Genomic DNA, 20811 nt, shown 5'->3' with positions numbered 1-20811 from the left:
TCCTTTATCGGCTATATACCCTATCTATGATTCCACCACCCAGAAGACAGGGGCCATCGTAAAGCACCAAGGATTGCCCCGGCGCTACTCCTCTCGTCGGTTTTTCCAAAAGAACCTCCGCAGAGTCCTGACTCAACCTGGAGAGAACCGCCGGAACCGGTGCGGAGCGATAACGATGTTGAATCATGTAAACCGATCCTTCATTTACTTTATGTTGCCATTTTAGCATAGAGAATCCTATTCTGACAACGGAGGTATCCGCCTCTCTGCCCAGTATCAGGGCGTTTTCGGATCTGTCCTTCCTCACTACGAACCATGGGCCTCCTCCGAGTCCCAGCCCTTTTCTCTGTCCTTCGGTGTAACGGCACAGCCCTCTGTGACGGCCCAGCACGTCTCCGTCGAGCGAGATCATCGGCCCCGGGCCAGCCTCCTCCCTTAAATTCCCGTCCAGGAAGGATTCGAGCGATCCCGGGATGAAACAGATGTCCTGGCTATCGCCGGATCTCAGTTCCTCGTCGTCGAACTCGCGGAAGACCAGATCCCGAACCTCCGGTTTGGACAAGTTCTCGAGAGGAAAGATCAGACGACCGAGCCACTCTGAAGGAAGTCGATAGAGCATATAGCTCTGATCTTTTCCTCCTATCTCGGCCCTGCTTATGGCCGATCCGTCGCGATAGGGGGTTATCCCGGCGTAATGTCCCGTTCCGACCAGGTGGATTCCTCTTCGATCGGCCTCTTCGAAGAGAAGCCTGAACTTGACCCTCTCGTTGCAGATCACGCAGGGATTGGGGGTGGTACTCCTCTCGTAGGCCTCCAGGAAGGGCTCCACCACGGAGGATCGAAAAACATCCCTGCCGTCTACCTCCACCACCGGTATCCCCAGCGAGTCCAACCCCTTAAGCCTGGCCTCGTCCAGCCGATCCTCCTTTTCCTTGAGGATCAGCCGAACCCCAAGAGGTTCGTATCCGGAGCTTCTGAGCAATAAAGCGGCAGCGCAGCTGTCGACGCCGCCACTGACGCCCAAAAGGACCCTGCGATCAGTGGTCGATGCCATTTCTGGACAGGACTCCTCTGTCGTAGGGATGACGACGGGATACAATCTCCGACAGATAGTCCCCTCTCTCCAGTATAGCCTCCGAGGGATACCTGCCTGTGACCACCAATTCCACCGATCCCGGACGGTTGTCTATAAGGTCCAGCAGGTCGCCCTCTTTCAGAATACCGTAATCCAGGGCAACCGAGACCTCGTCCAGTATGACCAGGTCTCGAACTTCCTCGTAGACGAACCGCCTGGCGGCCTCCATCCCTCTGGCGGCCTCTCTCAGGTCCTCGTCGGTTTCCTTTCCCTTGTAGACATAATCGGGACGTCCGGTCTGAACCAGCTCAAGGCCATTTAGCTTCTCCAACAATGCGACCTCCGAATAGGGGTAACCCTTCATGAACTGCACCATTCCGACGGAAAAGCCAGCACCCAAGGCCCTTATGGCCAGCCCCAGAGCCGCTGTGGTCTTTCCCTTTCCGGTTCCGTAGTATACGTGCATCAATCCTCTGTCTCTCACGGCTGAATCTCCTTCCACACCACTGTTTCACATAAAGTAGTAAAATGCCACTGAACGGAGGGATCAAGTTGACGGAAAAAGAAATTCTCGTCACCGGCGTCGTCCAGGGCGTCGGGTTTCGTCCTTTTTGCGCGAAGTTGGCCTCTTCTCTGGGACTCGGAGGATCGGTGATAAACAGCTCCGACGGAGTGGTTATCGTCCTCAGAGGAACGGAGAGGTCCATAGACAACTATATCAAAGATCTTAAAGACACCAAGCCCGATCCGGCGGACATCCATTCCATAACGATAATCTCGGAGAGAGAGACGGACGGAGAATCTCCCGGACCTTTCGTAATAGGCAAAAGCCGAAGAACCGAGAGACAGAGGGTTTTGATCCCTCCCGACATAGGCACCTGCGACAGATGTCTGGCGGAGATGAGGGATCCATCGAACAGAAGGTACCGTTACCCCTTCATAAACTGCACCGACTGCGGCCCACGTTTCTCCATAGTGTCCGGACTCCCCTACGACAGGCCCAAGACTACCATGTCGGTATTCCCCATGTGCGACAGGTGCAACGGCGAGTACACCGATCAGGAAAACCGAAGATATCACGCTCAGCCCAACGCCTGCGCCGACTGCGGCCCTTCAGTATGGTTTCAAACCGAAGGAGAAAAAACCACTCCCGGGGAAGACGGAATCGATCGATGCAGGGAATACCTGAAGGCTGGAAAGGTGACGGCGATAAAGGGTCTCGGAGGTTTCCATCTTGCCTGCGACCCCTTCGAGGACGAACCGGTATCGACCCTCAGGGAGAGAAAGGGCCGCCCAGACAAGCCTCTGGCGATAATGGCGGAAAACCTGGAGTCTGCCAGGGAGATAGCCCTAATATCGGAGGAGGAAGCAGCTCTCCTGACATCGTCCAGGCGTCCCATAGTTCTGTGCGATAAAAAACCCGGTATCGTTGCGGAATCGGTCGCTCCGGGCCAAAACAGCATCGGCATAATGCTACCCTACACACCGCTTCACCATCTGATACTGGAGGGGATGGAGGCTCTCGTGATGACCAGCGCGAACCCCACCGACTCGCCTCTCATCTCGGATAACGAAGAGGCCCTATCCAGACTCGCCCACGTGGCCGACGGTTTTCTGATGCATAACAGGGATATATGCATGAAGGTGGACGACTCTCTCGTCGCCCTTTCGGGGGACAGGACAGTGATGCTCAGAAGGGGAAGAGGCTACGTTCCTAACCCGATCGACCTATCCATGTCCATGCCACACATACTAGCAGCAGGAGCGGAGATGAAGAGCACCTTCTCACTGACCCAGGAGGGATTGATCTTCCCGAGTCAGTACCTCGGAGACGCCAAGCAGATGGATACTCTGGAATACTATCGTCAAACTCTGGACCATTTCACAGAGCTTTACAATATACGTCCCAAGGCATTGGCATACGATGCCCATCCTCTGTATCTATCGACCCAGACCGCCTTGAAGGCGCTAGGCGAAGTGGAGAGGTCCATGGCGGTTCAGCATCATCACGCCCACCTGGCCGCCTGTCTGGCGGAACACGATATAAACGATCCGACCATAGGGGTCATCATGGACGGAACGGGGTACGGATCGGACGGCACGATCTGGGGGGGGGAATTTCTATTGGGAGACTGGTCCGGTTACAGAAGGCTGGGCCATTTTATGACGGCCGGGCTTCCGGGAGGAGACCGTTCGGTGTTGGAGCCTTGGCGCTACTCCCTGTCTTTGCTGACAGAGGCTCTAGGGGAAAAAGAGGCCATAAAGGAAGTCAGTCGTATGTGGCCGGAACGAGCGGAGAAAGCAAAGATCATAGTGAAAACGATGAAGTCCTCTCCATTAACGTCCTCCTGTGGCAGGCTTTTCGACGGAGTATCGGCGATTCTCAGCGGCAGAGACAGGGTAAGCTACGATGGACAGGCTGCCATGGAACTTGAGGCCCGGGCTTCCTATACCGACGAGGTTCCCGTCGATATGGACATATGGAACGACGAAGACGGGGTAATTATGGACTGGCGTCCCTTCATAAGGTGGCTGGTGAAGGAAAAGCCCACCTTAAATCAGGGTGGATCGGCATTCCACGCATCTTTGGCCAAGTCCATTTCGGAGATATGCACGAAAATAGCGAAGGATACCGGCGTAAAGAGGGTCGCCCTGTCCGGCGGGGTATGGCAAAATCGGATGCTTTTGAGACAGACTGTGGTCAGACTTGAGGACAAAGGATTACACGTACTGACCCACCGGAGACTTTCACCTAACGATGAGTCCGTGTCGGTAGGTCAGGCGGCGATAGCCGGATGGCGATGGCGAATTTGAAAGCTAAAAAACGGAGGGCGGCCCAATGGGCCGTCCTCCGTTGTGGTTTTCAGGGCTGTAGAGACTAGTTACGCTCTGGTAACGTTCGACGCCTGGGGGCCCTTCTCACCGTTGGTGATCTCAAACTCGACCACGTCGTTCTCTTCAAGGGTTTTGTACCCATCCATCTGAATCGCGCTGAAGTGGACGAACACATCGTTCCCCTCTTCGGTGGTGATAAAACCGTACCCCTTGGTGCCGTTGAACCATTTGACTGTGCCTTTCATTACTTGTGCCTCCTAAAATGGGTGTACACCTGCGACGAACGTTGCAAGTTCCTCAGGAGCGACTACTATTCGTCGTCCCCTACCTACAATCTTTATAATCGATACCGCTGATAGCGTCAAGTTTTTTAGGACGATGAATTGCCTCCACGTATCTTACCGTTCCGCTTTTGGACCTCATGACGAGAGAACTGGTCTTGATTCTCTCGCTCTCGTAGCGGACGCCGGTCAGGAAATCTCCGTCGGTGATGCCGGTAGCGGAGAAGAAGACGTCGTCGCTGGATACGAGGTCGTCCAGGGTCAGGACCTTGGAGAAATCCAGTCCCTGACCTATGGCGCAGTTTTTCTCGTCCTCCGTTCGAGTCCAAAGCTTACCCTGCATTCCTCCACCGAGGGCCTTCACGGCACAGGCCGTTATGACAGCTTCGGGGGTTCCTCCTATGCCCATCAGCATATCGGCCCCACGTTCGCTCTTGCAGGTCAGGAGGGCCCCTCCGATATCTCCGTCGGGAATGAGTTTTATCCTCGCGCCGGCCGCCCTTATCTCCGCTATGAGGTCCGTGTGTCTAGGGCGATCCAAAACGACTACAGTCACGTCGCACACGTCTTTTTTCTTGGCCTTCGCAACCATGTTTATGTTCTCCGCCACAGGGGCCTCTATGTCCACCATGTCCTTGGCTTCCGGACCGACCACCAGTTTATCCATGTAGAAAACACACTTGGGATCGAACATCGTGCCTCTGGGGGCTATGGCCACCACGCTGATGGCACCGCTCAATCCCAATGCGGTGAGCCTGGTGCCGTCTATGGGATCGACGGCTATATCCACCTGAGGGCCATCGCCGGTACCGAGTTTTTCTCCGTTGAACAGCATGGGGGCCTCGTCCTTTTCCCCCTCGCCGATGACGACTATCCCGTCCATGTGGATTGTGTTGAGCATATACCTCATGGCGTTGACGGCGGCACCGTCGGCGGAGTTTTTATCTCCCCGTCCCATCCAGCGTCCCGCCGCCATGGAGGCGGCTTCGGTACCCCGGCAGAACTCAAGGGCCATGTTGCGGTCAGGGGTTTTATCGCAGCGAGAATCGACAACCATATGTAAGACCTCCCGAATTATCCCCTATTGGGGAATCTATCGAACACAGAATCGACGTGACGGAAATAATATTCCTCGGAGAAGAGCTCCTCCAGTTCCTCCCTTTCGAGAGCTCCGTTGATTCTCTCGTCTTCCCAGAGAAGATCGATGAAGTCTCCCTCACCGTCCCAGCACCTCATAGCGTTGGACTGGACCACCGAGTAAGCGTCCTCCCGGCTCAGACCGAAACGTTCGACCAGCTGCAGCAACACCCTCTGACTGAAGACAAGCCCCTTGGTCAGATCGAGGTTGCGCCTCATGTTGTCGGCCTTTACCGTGAGCCCTACGACGACCCTCTGAAGAAGTTTCTCCATGTAGTGGACCAGATGAAACGAGTCGGGCCAGGCGATACGCTCCACCGAAGAATGGCTTATGTCCCTCTCGTGCCACAGGGCCACGTTCTCGAGGGCAGCCAGATGGTAGGATCTGAGAAGACGGGACATGCCAGTTATCCTCTCGCAGAGTATGGGGTTCTTTTTGTGAGGCATGGCGGAAGAGCCTTTCTGCTTGCTGCCGAAGGGCTCCAGCACCTCCAGCACCTCGGTCCTCTGAAGATGGCGTATCTCGGTGGATATCCTCTCCATGGCGCAACCCAAACTCGACAGGGCGTAGGATACCTGAGCGTGCCTGTCTCTCTGGACTACCTGGGTCGACACAGGATCGGCCTTCAGATCGAGGGAAGCGCAGACCTTCTCCTCGAACTCAGGGGAACTATGGGCAAAGGTTCCCACCGCTCCGGAAAGCTTCCCGTAGCCGATATTCTCCCTGGCGGAGATAAGCCTCTCCCTATCCCTCATAAGCTCCGAGTACCAGTTCAAAACCTTGAGCCCGAAGGTCGTAGGCTCGGCATGGATCCCGTGAGATCTTCCTACACAGGGGGTATGACGGTGCCCGTCGGCCAGTTTCCACACGGCGTCGCAAAGAGAGTCCAGCTGCTTCACCACGATGTCCAGGGCCTGTCTAAGCCTCAGGGCGCTGGCTGTGTCGAGCACGTCGCTGCTGGTGAGCCCCAGATGTATGTACCTGCCGCTAGGCCCTACCTGTGAGGCCATATCCGTGACGAAGGCTATGACGTCGTGATGGACTTCCGCCTCTATAGCGGCGATCCTGTCCACGTCGAAATCGCTTTTCGTCTCGATCTCCTTCAATGCGTCCTTCGGAATGACTCCCAGATCGCACCAGGCCTTACAGACCGCCAGCTCCACCTCCATCCAGCTTCTGTACTGGTTTTCCAAGGACCATATTCCGCGCATATCCTCAGTCTCATAACGACCGATCATAACAGCTATTCATCTCCCGTCGACGGGGAACCGGCGGTTCCTCCGTCCTTTATCTCCAGATATCCTAACAGATCGTTTTCCCACCGACAGGGTAACAGTTCATTGTCGACCTCCGCCTGGCTCATGCGATCCCTTCTGACCAAATCTTTGCCCTCCCGACGAAGTCTTTCCGCCAGGGCTCGACCTACGGCGGCCCACCATCCTATATCCTCGGCCATGGAGATCTCGCCGCTAACGTCCTCGGCCAGATAGTAAGGCCCTTCGATTTCGGAAAGGTATACCCGTTTCTTCCCCTTGGACAGAAGAGCCTCCCCCTTTTCTCCGAGGGATTTTATCTCTTTCGCGGTGAGGGACAGCCGACCGAAGAGGGCCGCCGCCTTTTCGTTCAACTCGGCACCACCGTCTATCTTCACTATTGGCAGTGGAACGGACCACCAGGAGGGTGTGACAGGGGCATCCGGAGGTTCCCGATCGAAATCCTCTATCCTGCCCCCCTTCTCGTCGAGGAAAAGGACCTTTTCTCCCTGGGGTATGTCCTCGAATGAAGAGAATCGTTTACCCTTCAACACATCTTCTAAAGGCGAGTCGCCCAGCCCCATTCCCATAAAGGAGATGAGACGTTCCTTGTGGAGAACGATCTTCTTTTTCCTTTTCTCTACGACGACCCAGTCTATCCTCAAGCTGTAAAGTTTTCTGAGAAGCTCGTCCACCGGCACGGAGAAACCATATTCGAAAGACACCCCCATTATTCCTCTCCGGATCTATCGGAGGACCTGAGAAGTGCATCGACGAACTCGGACGGGACGAAAGGAGCCAGATCCTCTATTGCCTCGCCAAGACCGACATATCTGATGGGAAGCTTTAGCTTATCAGCTATTGCCAAGACGATCCCCCCCTTGGCGGTATTGTCGTATTTTGCAAGTACAACTCCGGTGAGAGGGGTTACCTCGTTGAACACCTCTGCCTGACGAAAGGCGTTCTGTCCCATGACGGCGTCCAACACCAGGAGAGACTCGATTCTGTCTGCCGGGACTTCCTTGGTTATGACCCGATAGACCTTCCTCAGTTCCTCCATGAGATTGTGCTTCGCCTGCAGCCTTCCGGCGGTATCGACTATGACCACATCGGCACCGGACGCTTTGGCTGCGTTTATGGCGTCGTATGCCACGGCTCCGGCGTCGCTGCCCTGATGCTGGGAGATCACCCTTATGCCTATACGCTCACCCCAGACGTGAAGCTGCTCCGAGGCAGCCGCCCTGAAGGTGTCAGCAGCTGCGAGCACCACTTTTTTACCCTGAGACACCAACTGCTGAGCCAGTTTCCCCGTGGTGGTGGTCTTGCCGCTGCCGTTAACCCCTACCATGACCACGACCGAGAGTCCCGATCCGGGGGAAAGAGGTTTCCCCATCATAGGGACCGATTCCAGACGGGAGGAAAGTATCTCCTTAAAACGAACCAGGAGAGGCTCAGGTTCTCTGATTCCCTCTCGACGAGAGGTCTCCTTCAGTTCCTCGGCCAGCTCTTCGGAGAGCTCTACACCTACGTCTCCGGCGATAAGACGATCCGTAAGCTCCTCCCAGAATTCGTCGTCCAGCTTGCCGGAAAAGAGGGAGGCGACCCCCTCGCTCCATTTCTCCCTGACGTTGGCCAACTTGGAAGCAATACCCTTGAAAAAAGCCATCAGTCCACGGTACCTCCCTTGGAGACGTTGTTGCCGTCCTTTTTGACGTTTTTATCAGCGTTTTTATTGTTGCCGGGTTTCTTTCTTCTCCTGCGACGCTTGGGCTTGGGCTTTGAGTCTCCCTTCTCCGGAGGACCCTGTTCCTTTCCTCCGCTTTTGGCTTTGGGAGTTCCCTGTTTGACCTTATCCTTGGGGGGCTTTTGACCTTGAGACTTGTCGGTCGTCTTCTCACCGGATGTGGCCGCAGGCTTCTTTTTCTTTCTCCTTCTCCTCCTGCTGGAGCTTTTGGGCTTGTCGGAAGGACTGTCGTTCCCGGAAGCCCCTTTCCCCGACGGTTTCTCCGATGAATCGGAGCGCAGTTCCTTTTTCGAGGGCTCGTCCTTGTCCTTCCGGACAGCCCTGATGGTGGAGGTAGGCATAGCGAATACCGGTTCGATCGGAGGTTTCTCTGCCTCCTGGTCCGAAACCGCCACGAAGGGCTGCCAGTCCTCTCCGGCCATCACCGCTTCCTTGAAATCGGCAAAACGTTCCACCGATACGGGAACGTGGGCTCCATCAGGGGTCCTCACGAGGGCGTTTTCTCCGTCTATGTCGACTCCTACCAGTATAAAGGTGCCTCTGGGACTTCGTATTTTGCTGCCAGGATTGGGAAGTTTCTTCCAAAGATCCCTGTAGACGTGATGTTCGTAGCTCATACAGCACATAAGCCTTCCGCAAAGTCCGGATATCTTGGTGGGATTCAACGCGAGGTTCTGCTCCTTAACCATCTTGATACCGATGGGAAGGAAGTTGTGAAGCCAGTAGCTACAGCAACAGGGATTGCCACAGGGAGCTATACCTCTCACTACCTTGGCCTCGTCTCTAACCCCTATCTGTCGAAGCTCTATCCTGGTTCTAAATTCCCTGGCTAGATCTCGGACGTAGGCCCTGAAGTCTATCCTCTGCTCGGCGGTGAAGTAGAAGAAGAGTTTTTTCCTGTCCAGAAGATACTCCACATCGACTATCTTCATAGCCAGACCGTGCTCCCCCAGGAGCTGTCTTGCCTTGAAAAGGACGTCTTCCTCATCTCTACGGTTTTCCTGATCGGCGACGATATCGTCCTCCGACGCCTGTGCCACGAAGGTCACGGTCTGGAGTCCCGGCTCTCCTCCCTGGGCTCCGTCCTTGGGGCTGTTCTCGTTGGCCTTTCTGTAAAGCTCCGTCTGCTCTTCCGATATCGGACCTCCTACTGTGGCGGTCTCGATACCTCTCATAGTCTCTATCGCCACCGGCTCCCCAGGAACCAAGACGGGGGAGTCGACTTCCATTATGCCCAGATATCTGGGCTTACCAAATATCGTCAAATATACGCTCAAAAGGATACTCCTCCTCGATAGATAAAAAAGCCAAATCTCCTATCATGGCCGTGGACAGATGGGTCCGCTCCGCCATGAATATCAACTGATCGACGGCGGATGCCGTTTTCAACCTGCCATCTTCGACCAGTTTTCTCGACATACCCTCTAACTCCAGTAGCAGGTCTCCCCTGTCAATACGGGCCGATTTGCCCAGCCATGCGATCCATTGGCCCTTTCCGGACGGCAAAGACACCGATTTAAGCAGGTCTTCCGAGGAAAAACGAAGAGTCCAAACCCGGCTCCTCAAGGTAGGTATCATACGGTCCTCTCTCAACAGGAAAAACAGGTGCCCCGATTCAGGGGGTTCTTCCGTTATCTTCAGAAGGCTGTTGGCGGAGTTGAGCGACATTCTGTCGGCGTCGGGGACCACCGCTATCCTCCTGGAGGCCACGACGGGACGAAGTAACAGCTCCTCCGACATTCTACGACATTGATCCACCGAAGGAGCTCCTTCCTCGGAGGCTACGATGAGATCAGGGTGTCCATCCTCAGACCACGCGAGACAGGATGGACAGCTCCCGCATCCGATCAAATCGTCACAGAGCCACAGCTCGGCGGCCTTTCTCAAAAGAGAGGTATGCAACGATTGGGGAGCTACTATAGCCAGAGCGGACGGCAGCATCCCCCTATTCAAGGCGGATTCCATTTCTCCCCAGGCAGAGCTGCCCTCTAGAAAAGAAGAGAGATCAGACATCCCTTTATATCCTCCATAAGTCTGAGAGCCCTGGTGCGGTTGTTTTCCCTGAAAAGGACCTGTTCCAGCTCCTCCAACCATGCGTCGGTCTGCTCGACTACCAGAAAACCTCTCTTGTCCCCTCTACGCCACTTCAGATCCCTTCTGAGCCTCACGCCCTTAAGGGCCCTGTCTAAAAGCTGCCTCACCAGTTCCCTATATCTGGACATGATAGCAGTGGATGGAACGCTGGACAGCTTCGTCCCTACGTCCTCAAGCTCCTTGAAAAGCGCCTCGAGCTCCATGATCTGGACCGTCTGATCGAAAGAGCTGCCCCTTCCACCAGAGGAGGAGACTGCCCTGCCGTCGCCCTTCAGGGGAACTTCCACTCCACCGGAACGGTCTCCTGAAATTCTATTTATAGCTGCCAAGGAATCAACCCCTCCAGGGACTCCATCAAGCGGGAGAACACGACGTTCTCCTCTCCTTCTCCGTCTATCCTGATAATTCTATCCTCGTAGCTTTCCCTCAGAGACTGAAAACCGCACAGGACCCTATCGAGGAAAACTGAGTCCTCCTCCATGCGATCGAGGCTTCCTCTCGAGCTTATTCTACCCAGCGAACAGGAAAGCGGCACGTCTATCCAGAGGGTCACGTCGGGAACCGGAAATTTGCTCCAGTTGAAGAGCTCCTCCACAAAGGTCAGATCCAGCCCCCTACCGAAGCACTGATAGGCAAGGGTAGAATCGGTGTATCTATCGCATATGACTATGTCGCCCCTGTCCAGGGCGGGAATCACTACCTGCAGGAGATGCTCGCATCTGTCCGCCATGAACAGGAAAAGCTCTGTGTGTTCGTGACGGAGATCCCCGCCGAGGAGTATACGCCTGATCTCCCCGCCATGGGACCAATCTCCAGGCTCCTTGGTGAGAACCACGGAACGTCCCCGTTCCTCCAGGTGATCTCTCAACAACATAGCCTGGGTCGATTTTCCACAGCCATCTATGCCTTCCAGGGAAATGAATAAACCCGAACGATGCGCTAAAGACAATTGTCGCATATAATACCCTCGTTTCTCATAAAAAAGAAAAGGAGGATCATCATGACCGACAAAAAAACGAAAAAAGACCGCACCAAGAGCTGGACGCGATACGGCAAGGTCGACATGACAGAATCCCTAAGATTTCTTATGGACACCGTAACCGCCTATAAGACCGAGAGAGAGTGGGTACGATGGCTTCAATCGGATCTCGAAAGAAAAGGATCGAAGGAGGTAATAGAGACGTCCTCTCTCGAACCGGGCGATACGGTTCACATGAACTGGAAGGGACGGGCCCTTCTAGCCGCTAAAGTAGGCAGAAAAGGTCTATCCTCGGGAGTCACGGTAATCGCATCCCACATAGATTCCCCCAGAGTCGACGTAAAAAGTCGCCCTCTCTACGAGGAAGGCAACTTGGCCCTTCTCGATTGCCATTATTACGGAGGTTTGAAAAAATATCAATGGACCAACGTCCCTCTGGCGCTACACGGAGAGATCCATAGAGGGGACGGAACCTCCGAACGCATCGTCATAGGGGAGGATTCATCCGAACCGGTCCTTATGATACCGGATCTGGAACCCCACGTAGACAGAGACATGGCGAAGAGGAAGGCGTCGGAGACGGTCGTGGGCGAGGATCTAGACGCCATAGTGGGACATCGTCCCATAGAGGACGACGAGATAGAGAATCCGATAAAAGAGAGCATACTGTCTCTTTTAAAGGATCGGTTCGCCATGGATGAACAGGACTTTCTGTCCGCCGATCTAGCCCTCGTACCGGCGGGACCGGCCAGACTGGCGGGATTGGACGAGTCGATGGTGTCATCCTACGGGTTGGACGACAGGATCTGCACCTCCATGTCCTACAAAGCCTTCTGCGACATGGAGACTCCTGATAAGACGGCTATCTTCGTGGCCGTCGACAGAGAGGAAATAGGCAGCGAAAGCATCGGTGGAATCCAGGGTACCTTTTTGGATCTCTTCCTCCTGGAGCTCCTTCGATCTGCGGAGAACAGATCGGACATCCTATCCCTAAGAAGACTCTACTCGGAAAGCTGTGCCATAAGCGCAGACGTAACCTCCGGAATGAACCCCCTCTACAAGAAAAACTACGTCAGAGACCAGCAGGCTCTCATAGGAAACGGCGTTGGGGTGGTCAAGTTCACCGGAAGCGGCGGAAAATACGACGGCAACGAGGCACGAGGCGAATTCGTCGCTGCGGTGGTAGCCTGCCTGGATAGAGCGGAGGTTCCATGGCAGACCGGCGGCTTCGGAACGGTGGATAAGGCCGGAGGAGGAACCATCGCGAAATATCTGGCCAGGACGGGAATGGACACGTTAGATATGGGCCCGGCGCTCCTGTCGATGCACGCCCCGATGGAGATAGCCAGCGTGGCCGACGTAGAGGCACTCTATCGGTCCTATATAGCGCTTTGGACCGATCTAGAACAGGCCCCCCGACCTTCCATATAGACTCCAAGCAGAGAGAGGATGGCGAAAGATCGTTTCAGCCATCCTCTCTTTTCGCTTATTCCGTTTCCTTAGAGGTTCCTTCGCCTTCCTTGCCTTGAGGAATCACAACGAAGCTTTTCTGAAGACTTCCGTCGACGTAGTAATCCGAGCGATAGACCCTCATAGATCCCTCTTTTATCTTACGCCGTCTTATCTCGCCGGGGAACTCCAACGATCGGGGAGAACGAAAGTCCTCGGCCATCTCGGACCCCATGTCCTGATAGATCAACTCTATCACGACCTCGTTATTCCTCTCCCTGTCGTCCAACTCGCCTAAAAGCTCGGGAAGGTTGGATATCGAACGATCCATATCCCCCATCTCACCGCCGTCGGGCTCTCCCAAACCGCCCCCTCGAACGGCTATCCTGCAGGGACCGATGGCTTTTTCCGGAACTATAAGGGAAAACTCCCTTGTCCTGGATTTACCTCTGTAGGGTCTGAGATCGACCGATACAACGACGGTATCTCCCGGGCTGTAGGTTTCGCCGTCCAGCCTTATGGAGTCGACGTAAAGTATACGGGGATCTCTTGTAACGTCCACCGCAAAATGGACCCCTAGAGGAAGAAGCTCCCTGAAGGGGTTCAAGGCCACGGTAGATACCAACCCCTCGACCTCTTTGGACATGGTCTCCACTATATCGGACGGAGAGAACAGATAATTTGTGTAGGTCCAACCTCTCGGGAGCCCCCCTCCCTCGAAGGTGACGGTCAACTTGGCTGTTCCCGCTCCTTTTCTGCCCCAAAGACCGTCGGTCAACCCCATGAACACCGCAGGAACGGCTCTGGAGACCAGAAAAGGCTCCGGAACCGCCCTGAAACGGCGTATCTCCCTCTTTCCCTGATCTCTGTCGTGGAAACGAAGGGAAAGGTCCAGAGCCGGAGCGAAGGTGCCCATTCGTCCTCCTATGGCCTGAGGCCTATCCTGTGTCACAGTTCCCACTATGGGACCGAATGAGCCGATCTTGAAAGGAGCTTCGACGCTCGGTATGACGTGATGTATCCAGGCCTTGGTGACCGGGTAGGCCACCGCCCCGTTGGAGATGAACGGATGGCCGAAGGCCAGGAAACGACCGTCGTCCGCCAAAGCGGAAAGGGTTCCTGTGGCTCCCAGGGTCACGTCCCCCCATACCAGAAGTACCCCTATGGCACCTCCGGGAGTCAATGAAGACCCGTATTCCACGGCATCGGCTCCCCTCCAGGAAGATCCCGCCAAAACCACAGGCATATCCAGGGATTCGGAAAGCCTCTGGCGAGATCGTCCTCCTATACCCGACAGGGAAAGGACCATCCTCTCCGCCTTGGGCTCCATATCCGAGGAAACCTCGCCCTTCTCAAGTAAATAGTCGACAGGAGGCACGAACTTTCTCTCCATGTCCTTCCAGGAGAAGACCTGGCACATATCGTCTATAGGGGTAACCAGCCCCAGCCTGTGATCGCTGAAGTTCCATCCGTAACCGATAGCCCCTATCAGCTTTTTCCCGACGAATACCGGACTCCCGCTCATGCCGGCGGCTATTCCACCGGTGGCCTCGATTATCGGTCCCTCGGCCCGTATAAGGATGAGGTTCGACGGGGTCCCGCTCTGGGGAATCACGCTTATCACGGTTACGGGGAAAGATTTTACGGAGGTCCCGGAAACGACTGTGTAGGCCCTTCCTTTGAGACCGGGGACCACGTCTTCGACGTCCATGACAGGTACATTTGGAGAAAATGCAGCGCTTGCCATGGAAGGAGAGGCTATCCACAGAGCGACTAGGGCCAGATAGAGGGCTAGATATCTTAACGAACGGCTCATCTCTTTCTCCATCTGAGGTAGGACAGGATAAACCGCTCCAGGTCTCCGTCCAGAACCGCCGCAGCGTTCCCAGTCTCCTCGCCTGTCCTGTGATCCTTGACCATGGTATAGGGATGGAGCACATAGGACCTTATCTGATTGCCCCAGGAGATCTCCTTCTTGTCGTGGAGACTGTCCAGGGCATCCTGTCTTTCCGACATGGATTTCTCATATAGTTTTCCCCTCAGCACCTGCATCGCCACCGCCTTATTCATATGCTGGGATCGCTCGTTCTGACAGGATACGACTATACCGGTCGGGATATGGGTTATGCGAACCGCTGAATCGGTCATGTTGACATGCTGCCCCCCTGCTCCACTAGCTCGGAAGGTGTCTATGCGCAGATCCTCGGTCCTGATATCCACCTCGACATCGTCCGGGAGCTCGGGAGCCACGTCTACCGAGGCAAAGCTGGTGTGCCTTCTTTTCGCGGTATCGAAAGGCGATATGCGAATCAGACGATGAACCCCTACCTCCGATTGGAGATAGCCGTAGGCGAAATTGCCCGCAATCAATAAAGTCACCGTCTTTATGCCGCCTTCTTCGTCCCTCTGATAGTCCAGGATCTTGGTTTTGTAATCGTTGGACTCACACCAACGGAGGTACATCCTGTATAGCATCTCCGCCCAATCCTGAGAGTCCAATCCTCCTGATCCGGCATGGACGGTCATTATGGCGTTGTTGCCGTCGTAGTTCCCGTTAAGTAGAAGCTCCATGCTGAAGGCCTCCATCGACCTGGAAAGACTCTCGGACCTGGAGGCAAACTCCGCTTCCAACTCCTGGTCGTCCTCCTCGTCCAGAAGCTCGGCCAGGACGACCAAGTCCTGATACTCGGAGCTCATTCTGTCCCAGGAGGATATCCTGCTCTCCAGCCTGGCCAGATCGGTGGATATTCGCTGGGCATCGTCTCTTCCCCAGAAATCGGGCAAAGCCATTATCTCGTGAAGTCTGCCGGTCTCGCCTCTCAATGAAGGCAGGTCAAAGACTTTCCTGCAGGTCCGACAGCAGAGCCTGAAGTTCCTCCAATACAGCGGATGTGGATATATTATTCACTTTCCGTCCTCCGTTTCTCACTTATAAAATCGATAAGGTCATCATTATAACATCTCTTAAGGTGTGGCATAGGGCACGCTGGAGGACACGAATCGCTTCTTTTCATGTATAATCACCATGAAGATAAGCGATAAAAAAAGGAGGTGTCTCCATGCCTCGACTGACCGAGATGTCAAGGACGAGCGGCTGAGCCGCAAAGATAGGTCCGGCGGACCTAGACGAGGTACTGAAGGCCTTTCCGGTCCCCGAAGACGACCGTCTTATAACGACCTGGGACTGCGGAGAGGACGCTGCACTTTGGGAGATAGACGAGAATAGGGTCGGCATACTCACATTGGATTTCATAACCCCCGTGGTTGACGATCCCAAAGCCTGGGGAGAGATAGCGGCGGCCAACGCCATAAGCGACGTGTTCGCCATGGGAGGCAGACCTTTCGTGGCCCTCAATATCGTCGCCTTCCCCATTAACTGTCTCCCTTTGGATACCCTGAAGGCCGTGATGGAAGGAGGTTACTCGAAGGTAATCGACTCTGGTGCCTTTCTCATGGGAGGACACAGCGTAGAGGACGAGGAGCCCAAGTACGGGCTCTGTGTTTTCGGAGAGGTGGAAAAAGACGCCCTCTGGAAGACAACCGGGGCCGACCCGGGGGACCTGCTCATACTGACCAAACCCCTGGGAAGCGGCATAATAGCCACCGCGGTAAAGGCAGATATGGTGGACGACTCTGCTTGGGCCGAAGATGCTACGAAATGGATGAGCAAATTAAACGATCTGCCTCTCAAGATGCCCCGATCTATGAGAAAAGCCATCAAGAGCTGCACCGACGTCACCGGTTTCGGACTGGCCGGTCACTGTCTAGATATGCTTTCGACTCAAAAGGTGAACCTGGAAATGGAATCGAAAAAGCTACCTCTGATGGACGGTGCCCTGGAGCTCGCCTCCATGGGACTTCTACCCGCCGGGGCCTACACCAACAGGTCCCTTTACGAGGGAAGGGTGGATGGACTGGATTCGATGGGCGAAAGGGCCGACTTCCTCTTCGATCCTCAGACCAGTGGAGGGCTTCTCCTGGCAGTCTCGCCCGATAAAAGCGAGGAGCTTATGGAGTTGGCCATCGATAACGGTTTCGAGAAAACCACGGTAATAGGACGTTTCAAAGATGGAGACGGAAGGATACAGATAGTTTAAACCGAGAGCTTCCCGGATCGGTCCGGGAAGCTCTTATTTTTCCTTGGATCTGAGGACGTTCCACAGAACCAGATAACGATCGTTCAAAACCCCGACCGGATCGGTCTCCACCGTCAATGGGTCTATCCATACGAACCCAGGGACTTTCCGAGCTACCTCTATCAGGGTCGGATCGGATAGATGATCGACCAATACCGCATCGTATCCTTCCTTCCACGAGGTCAAGATCTCGGACAGCTCTTTCTTTTCGCTGTCTTTTTTTGCCGGAAGGGCTTCGGAAAGCTGAGACCTCATGTCCTCCGTAGGGGTCTCAACCTCGCATCCGGCCGCGACGAAAAGCAAGTCGGAGGATCCGGAGAGACTGAGGATCCTGGCACCTTTCAAAAGTTTTCTACCCATCGATACCGTGCTGTCCAGTCTGCTCTGGAACTCCGCCAGACGGCGCTGATAGTAGCTGTATCCGTCGGGATCGAGGTCGGCAATGGCCACCAGAACCCTCTGCCCCACAAAAGGCAGAGAGGCCGGATCGGAGAAGATCTCTTCGACGGAACGATCGACTGGAAAATCGCTGTAGAGGACGGCTACTCCGGCGGACTCCAGAGATAACCCATATTTTTTACCGTCCGACCTGTCCAGACACAGGGCCCTCTTAGGCATATCGTCCACCTTTATTCTGTACCGAATAAAATTTCCGTCGTCCCAACCGGAAAGAGGCACTACGGAAAGGTTTACCCCTCCCAAAAATGACGCCATGGAGGCCAGACAGGGATCGGTAACGGCGAGTCTCCAGGGAGAAGCGGAAAAGGACGGACTCTCGGCTAAAAAAAAGACGGCGAGGGCGAGAGCGAAAATCCCTGCCCTCGGCCCGATGGTCGTCTTAGAGATCATAATAAATCAGACCTGGCGACTGCCCGGTTTGTAAGGTTTGCTGCCATCCGAACAGAGAGGACATTCGTCCGGGTCGTATACGGGAAAGGAGACCTTCCATAAAGACACGGGGTCCTTATCGAAGCAGTGCTTTCCTCCGCTTCTGTCCACTATGCAGGCTGTGTCCACCCAGTCGCATCCTGCCTCGGCGAGACACCTTCCCACCTCGGCAGCGGAGCCTCCGGTGGTGATGACGTCCTCCACTACCACGAAACGCTCTCCGACCGGAACAGGGAACCTCCTGAGGGACATCTTTCCGTTTTCCCTCTCGCAGAAGATAAAGGGAACTCCGAGGGCTTTGGCTACCTCGTGACCTATTATGAGCCCCCCTATGGCGGGAGATGCTACGAAGTCGATGGACTTTCCCTTCAACGCCTCGGCTATGCTACGACCGGCGAACTCCGCCTTATCGGGAAAACGAAGCATCATGGCACACTGCATATAATGACCGCTATGCTTGCCGGAAGTGAGGAGAAAATGCCCCTTCAGGTACGCTCCGGACTCCACCATAAGCTCCTCGAGTTTATCCCTTATCTGACTCATCCCTTGAGCCCCTCCCTTATGGAATCTCCTATAACGTTCATAGCCGATTCTATATCGTCCGCCTTGTATATGGGACGTCCCATCACTACGTAATCCGCACCGTTCTTTATAGCCTGACAGGGAGTGGCTATCCTGGTCTGGTCGTCTCCAAGAGAGGTCAGTCTGACCCCGGGAACCACCTTGAGAAGTCCGGGCCTGACTCTGTCTTTTATCACCGGAAGGTCCAGAGGAGAGCAGACTACCCCGTCGAGTCCGGAGTCGTCGCACAACCAGGCTCTCTGCCTCAAAGCCTCTTCCATGGGACAACCAGGGGTCGCCTCCGACCAGACCTCCTCGTTGAAGCTGGTCAGCACCGAGATACCGAAAAGCTTCATAGAGGAGCCCATTCTATCCCTTGCAGCCACCGCTTCCTCCAGCATCCTTCGACCTCCCGCCGCGTGCAGAGTCAGGGACCAAAGTCCTATTCCTCCGAAGGCCTCCACCGCGAGACGTATGGTATTAGGTATGTCGTGAAGCTTGAGATCGAGGAAGACCTTGAAGCCGTAGTCCACCATCTCCTTTACAAAATGGACTCCTCCGAGGGCGAAAAGTCTCGGGCCTATCTTTACGTAATCAAGTTTCCCCCTCACCAGATTCAACGTCTTTCTGGCATCCGCCAGGGTATCGAGGTCCAGGGCCATTATCAGGGGAAGCTCGTCGTCTCGGTGCATAAAAATTCCTCCTCGTTCCAAATCGTCGCCTACTTTTTGGCGACTCCTACAAGAGATCTCAGTTCCTCTACTTTTTCCTCGGTCATGTAGGCCTTTACCTCTCTGAGGATATTCTCGGGAAGACGAATATCCCTGAACATTCCCGTGCCGAGCTCAATGGCGGTAGCTCCGGCCATTATCATGGCCAGAAGATCCCGACCGGAGGAGACTCCGCCGCAGCCTATGACCGGAATGGACACGGCTGACGAGACCTGCCAGACGAGGCGAAGGGCCATCGGGAAGACCGCCGGGCCGGAAAATCCCGCCACCACTCTGTCGAAGACCGCCTTTCTGCCGTCGACGTCTATAGCCATGCCCAGCCATGTATTTGCTACGACCAAAGCGTCAGCTCCGGAGTCCTCGGCAGCTCTGGCCACCCCCTCCGGATCGGGGGCTTGAGGGGTCATCTTGACCCATAGAGGTCCTCTCCAGACCTCCCGTACCATCGACACCGCCTGAGACGTCAGGACAGGGCTTACCCCCCATGACATGCATCCCTTGTCCACGTTGGGACAGGACACGTTCAGCTCGATGGCGGCCACGCAGTCCGCCACCTCCATCAGCCGTTCCACCATCCGGGCGAGCCCTCTCTCGTCCTCCATGGACACGTTGGCTATTATCGGAACGCCATAAGACTTGAGCTTGGGGACCTTTTCGTCTACGAAATCGTCTATTCCGGTGTTCTGGAGCCCTATGCTGTTCAGCAAACCGCAGGGAGTTTCCCATATTCTATGACCGGGGTTGCCGTCTTTAGGCGATTCGGTTATGGCCTTTGAACAGACGGCTCCGACGTGACGGAGAAGATCGTCTCTCCAGAGAGATTCGTCGTAACCCCACGTACCGGAGGCTATTATCACCGGAGATCGAAGGGGCACCGATCCGATATTGACCGAAAGATCAAGCATTCCATACGACCTCCTCCAAATTGAAGACAGGACCATCTGCGCAGACGCGCCTTTTGCCCTGGATCGTCTCTATGACGCAGCCACAACAGGCTCCGATCCCGCAGGCCATCCGGCTTTCCAGACTTACCTGACACGATAGAGGCTCCAGCTTTACTATAGCCGCCATCATGCCCATGGGACCACAGGCATATACCGGATGGGACTCCCCTTTTTCAAGACCGTCGAGAGCCGTCCCCCTGACGCCGATGGAGCCGTCGTCGGAGAATACCTCCATCTCGGGACACCTCGCTTCCAGATAGTCCACGAACGGCCCCCACCCCTCGCCGGGGACTCCTAGAACGAATCGTCCCGCCCCGAAGACCTGCCTGGCAAATAAAAGAGGCGCCGCCCCCAAAGCTCCCGCTACGTATATAGGCGACGATTCCGGAGATGAAAAGCCACGTCCCATAGGTCCTCTGACCACGAGATCGTCGCCTACGGAACGTCCAGCCAGAAGAGAAGTTCCCCGCCCTACCAGCTTTATCAGCAACTCAAGATCCTCTCCATGTACCGCCGACACGGCGAAGGGGCGCATCAATAGAGGGTCCATCCCCCAGGAAGGATCCCTAAGCAGCACGAACTGCCCCGGATAGATGGACTCGGCGATAGAGGGACACCTCACCCTGATGGACAAGATGTCCTCTCCTACCATCTCTCTGGCCGTTATCTTACAGGGAAAATCGTCGACATTGCCGCTCATATC

Annotated in this window: 21 protein-coding genes; 3 read left to right on the top strand and 18 right to left on the bottom strand. The window is 55.1% G+C overall.

Annotation, left to right across the window (positions count from 1 at the left end; translation table 11 throughout):
• Positions 1–4: 4 nt before the first annotated feature.
• Together mnmA and L2W48_RS04055 are read right to left on the bottom strand one after the other, a co-directional pair.
• Entirely contained in the window at positions 5–1054 is a 1050-nt protein-coding gene (gene mnmA, locus L2W48_RS04060; RefSeq protein ID WP_236098756.1) for a tRNA 2-thiouridine(34) synthase MnmA, read from the bottom strand.
• Positions 1038–1559 (bottom strand): cob(I)yrinic acid a,c-diamide adenosyltransferase, encoded by a 522-nt coding sequence (locus L2W48_RS04055; protein WP_236098755.1) that lies wholly within the window; start codon positions 1557–1559, stop codon positions 1038–1040. The genes mnmA and L2W48_RS04055 overlap by 17 nt, the downstream gene beginning before the upstream one ends.
• Positions 1560–1627: 68 nt before the next feature.
• Here L2W48_RS04055 and hypF point away from each other — a divergent pair, with 68 nt between their 5' ends.
• Positions 1628–3889 carry a carbamoyltransferase HypF gene (gene hypF, locus L2W48_RS04050; RefSeq protein ID WP_236098754.1) on the top strand — a complete coding sequence of 754 codons (2262 nt, stop codon included), beginning with the start codon at positions 1628–1630 and terminating at the stop codon, positions 3887–3889.
• Between the two features lie 68 nt (positions 3890–3957).
• On the opposite strand, the gene L2W48_RS04045 is transcribed toward hypF, so the two are convergent.
• The 9 genes from L2W48_RS04045 to tmk form a co-directional block, all read right to left on the bottom strand.
• Complete coding sequence (locus tag L2W48_RS04045) at positions 3958–4155, bottom strand: cold shock domain-containing protein (protein WP_005662254.1); 198 nt, start codon at positions 4153–4155, stop codon at positions 3958–3960.
• A gap of 79 nt (positions 4156–4234) precedes the next feature.
• Entirely contained in the window at positions 4235–5248 is a 1014-nt protein-coding gene (glpX, locus tag L2W48_RS04040; protein WP_236098753.1) for a class II fructose-bisphosphatase, read from the bottom strand.
• 17 nt (positions 5249–5265) lie between these two features.
• On the bottom strand, positions 5266–6567 hold the full coding sequence (purB, locus tag L2W48_RS04035; protein ID WP_236098752.1) for an adenylosuccinate lyase: 1302 nt from the start codon (positions 6565–6567) through the stop codon (positions 5266–5268).
• Between the two features lie 5 nt (positions 6568–6572).
• Complete coding sequence (locus L2W48_RS04030; protein WP_236098751.1) at positions 6573–7307, bottom strand: hypothetical protein; 735 nt, start codon at positions 7305–7307, stop codon at positions 6573–6575.
• Between the two features lie 5 nt (positions 7308–7312).
• A complete protein-coding gene (gene ftsY / locus L2W48_RS04025) occupies positions 7313–8248 on the bottom strand; it encodes a signal recognition particle-docking protein FtsY (protein ID WP_236098750.1) in 936 nt (311 codons plus the stop codon).
• On the bottom strand, positions 8248–9603 hold the full coding sequence (locus L2W48_RS04020) for a PSP1 domain-containing protein (RefSeq protein ID WP_236098749.1): 1356 nt from the start codon (positions 9601–9603) through the stop codon (positions 8248–8250). Before L2W48_RS04020 ends, ftsY begins: the two co-directional genes overlap by 1 nt.
• Positions 9575–10339 carry a DNA polymerase III delta subunit-related protein gene (locus tag L2W48_RS04015; protein ID WP_236098748.1) on the bottom strand — a complete coding sequence of 255 codons (765 nt, stop codon included), beginning with the start codon at positions 10337–10339 and terminating at the stop codon, positions 9575–9577. Before L2W48_RS04015 ends, L2W48_RS04020 begins: the two co-directional genes overlap by 29 nt.
• Positions 10315–10749: a DUF327 family protein gene (locus L2W48_RS04010; protein ID WP_236098747.1), complete on the bottom strand. Its 435-nt coding sequence runs from the start codon at positions 10747–10749 to the stop codon at positions 10315–10317. Before L2W48_RS04010 ends, L2W48_RS04015 begins: the two co-directional genes overlap by 25 nt.
• The gene (gene tmk, locus L2W48_RS04005) at positions 10737–11378 is read right to left on the bottom strand and encodes a dTMP kinase (RefSeq protein ID WP_236114793.1); all 642 of its coding nucleotides are present in this window, start codon (positions 11376–11378) and stop codon (positions 10737–10739) included. The genes L2W48_RS04010 and tmk overlap by 13 nt, the downstream gene beginning before the upstream one ends.
• A gap of 42 nt (positions 11379–11420) precedes the next feature.
• On the opposite strand from tmk, the gene L2W48_RS04000 reads away from it, so the two are divergent.
• On the top strand, positions 11421–12830 hold the full coding sequence (locus tag L2W48_RS04000; protein ID WP_236098745.1) for a zinc-binding metallopeptidase family protein: 1410 nt from the start codon (positions 11421–11423) through the stop codon (positions 12828–12830).
• Positions 12831–12885: 55 nt separating this feature from the next.
• Here L2W48_RS04000 and L2W48_RS03995 read toward each other — a convergent pair whose 3' ends face one another.
• Together L2W48_RS03995 and prfB are read right to left on the bottom strand one after the other, a co-directional pair.
• On the bottom strand, positions 12886–14664 hold the full coding sequence (locus tag L2W48_RS03995; protein WP_236098744.1) for a SpoIVB peptidase S55 domain-containing protein: 1779 nt from the start codon (positions 14662–14664) through the stop codon (positions 12886–12888).
• Positions 14661–15756, bottom strand: a protein-coding gene (prfB, locus tag L2W48_RS03990; RefSeq protein ID WP_236098743.1) for a peptide chain release factor 2 whose coding sequence is annotated in 2 segments (ribosomal slippage) — positions 14661–15683 and positions 15685–15756 — 1095 coding nt in all. Because the reading frame shifts where the segments join, the coding sequence is not laid out codon by codon here. Before prfB ends, L2W48_RS03995 begins: the two co-directional genes overlap by 4 nt.
• A 151-nt stretch (positions 15757–15907) precedes the next feature.
• On the opposite strand from prfB, the gene selD reads away from it, so the two are divergent.
• Positions 15908–16945: a selenide, water dikinase SelD gene (selD, locus tag L2W48_RS03985; protein WP_236098742.1), complete on the top strand. Its 1038-nt coding sequence runs from the start codon at positions 15908–15910 to the stop codon at positions 16943–16945.
• 33 nt (positions 16946–16978) lie between these two features.
• Here the strand turns inward: selD and L2W48_RS03980 are convergent, their stop codons facing one another.
• From L2W48_RS03980 to L2W48_RS03960, 5 genes are read right to left on the bottom strand one after another with little or no spacing between them, the layout of a single operon-like run.
• Positions 16979–17833 (bottom strand): hypothetical protein, encoded by an 855-nt coding sequence (locus L2W48_RS03980; RefSeq protein WP_236098741.1) that lies wholly within the window; start codon positions 17831–17833, stop codon positions 16979–16981.
• Positions 17834–17839: 6 nt separating this feature from the next.
• On the bottom strand, positions 17840–18415 hold the full coding sequence (pyrE, locus tag L2W48_RS03975; protein WP_236098740.1) for an orotate phosphoribosyltransferase: 576 nt from the start codon (positions 18413–18415) through the stop codon (positions 17840–17842).
• Positions 18412–19125, bottom strand: coding sequence for an orotidine-5'-phosphate decarboxylase (gene pyrF / locus L2W48_RS03970; protein WP_236098739.1), 714 nt, complete (start codon positions 19123–19125; stop codon positions 18412–18414). The genes pyrE and pyrF overlap by 4 nt, the downstream gene beginning before the upstream one ends.
• Before the next feature lie 29 nt (positions 19126–19154).
• Entirely contained in the window at positions 19155–20069 is a 915-nt protein-coding gene (locus tag L2W48_RS03965; RefSeq protein WP_236098738.1) for a dihydroorotate dehydrogenase, read from the bottom strand.
• Complete coding sequence (locus L2W48_RS03960) at positions 20062–20808, bottom strand: iron-sulfur cluster-binding protein (protein ID WP_236098737.1); 747 nt, start codon at positions 20806–20808, stop codon at positions 20062–20064. The genes L2W48_RS03965 and L2W48_RS03960 overlap by 8 nt, the downstream gene beginning before the upstream one ends.
• Positions 20809–20811: the final 3 nt, after the last annotated feature.

Source organism: Dethiosulfovibrio russensis, assembly GCF_021568855.1.
Classification (GTDB): Bacteria; Synergistota; Synergistia; order Synergistales; family Dethiosulfovibrionaceae; genus Dethiosulfovibrio; species Dethiosulfovibrio russensis.
The sequence above is the reverse complement of the archived record's forward strand: the minus strand, read 5'-3'. Positions and strand labels throughout refer to the sequence as shown.

What these genes read in the sequence shown, in the direction of transcription:
- mnmA (WP_236098756.1), bottom strand. Translation starts at nt 1,054, where the DNA reads ATGGCATCGACCACTGATCGCAGGGTCCTTTTGGGCGTCAGTGGCGGC.
- L2W48_RS04045 (WP_005662254.1), bottom strand. Translation starts at nt 4,155, where the DNA reads ATGAAAGGCACAGTCAAATGGTTCAACGGCACCAAGGGGTACGGTTTT.
- glpX (WP_236098753.1), bottom strand. Translation starts at nt 5,248, where the DNA reads ATGGTTGTCGATTCTCGCTGCGATAAAACCCCTGACCGCAACATGGCC.
- purB (WP_236098752.1), bottom strand. Translation starts at nt 6,567, where the DNA reads ATGATCGGTCGTTATGAGACTGAGGATATGCGCGGAATATGGTCCTTG.
- ftsY (WP_236098750.1), bottom strand. Translation starts at nt 8,248, where the DNA reads ATGGCTTTTTTCAAGGGTATTGCTTCCAAGTTGGCCAACGTCAGGGAG.
- L2W48_RS04015 (WP_236098748.1), bottom strand. Translation starts at nt 10,339, where the DNA reads ATGTCTGATCTCTCTTCTTTTCTAGAGGGCAGCTCTGCCTGGGGAGAA.
- tmk (WP_236114793.1), bottom strand. Translation starts at nt 11,378, where the DNA reads ATGCGACAATTGTCTTTAGCGCATCGTTCGGGTTTATTCATTTCCCTG.
- L2W48_RS04000 (WP_236098745.1), top strand. Translation starts at nt 11,421, where the DNA reads ATGACCGACAAAAAAACGAAAAAAGACCGCACCAAGAGCTGGACGCGA.
- L2W48_RS03995 (WP_236098744.1), bottom strand. Translation starts at nt 14,664, where the DNA reads ATGAGCCGTTCGTTAAGATATCTAGCCCTCTATCTGGCCCTAGTCGCT.
- L2W48_RS03980 (WP_236098741.1), bottom strand. Translation starts at nt 17,833, where the DNA reads ATGATCTCTAAGACGACCATCGGGCCGAGGGCAGGGATTTTCGCTCTC.
- pyrE (WP_236098740.1), bottom strand. Translation starts at nt 18,415, where the DNA reads ATGAGTCAGATAAGGGATAAACTCGAGGAGCTTATGGTGGAGTCCGGA.
- pyrF (WP_236098739.1), bottom strand. Translation starts at nt 19,125, where the DNA reads ATGCACCGAGACGACGAGCTTCCCCTGATAATGGCCCTGGACCTCGAT.
- L2W48_RS03965 (WP_236098738.1), bottom strand. Translation starts at nt 20,069, where the DNA reads ATGCTTGATCTTTCGGTCAATATCGGATCGGTGCCCCTTCGATCTCCG.
- L2W48_RS03960 (WP_236098737.1), bottom strand. Translation starts at nt 20,808, where the DNA reads ATGAGCGGCAATGTCGACGATTTTCCCTGTAAGATAACGGCCAGAGAG.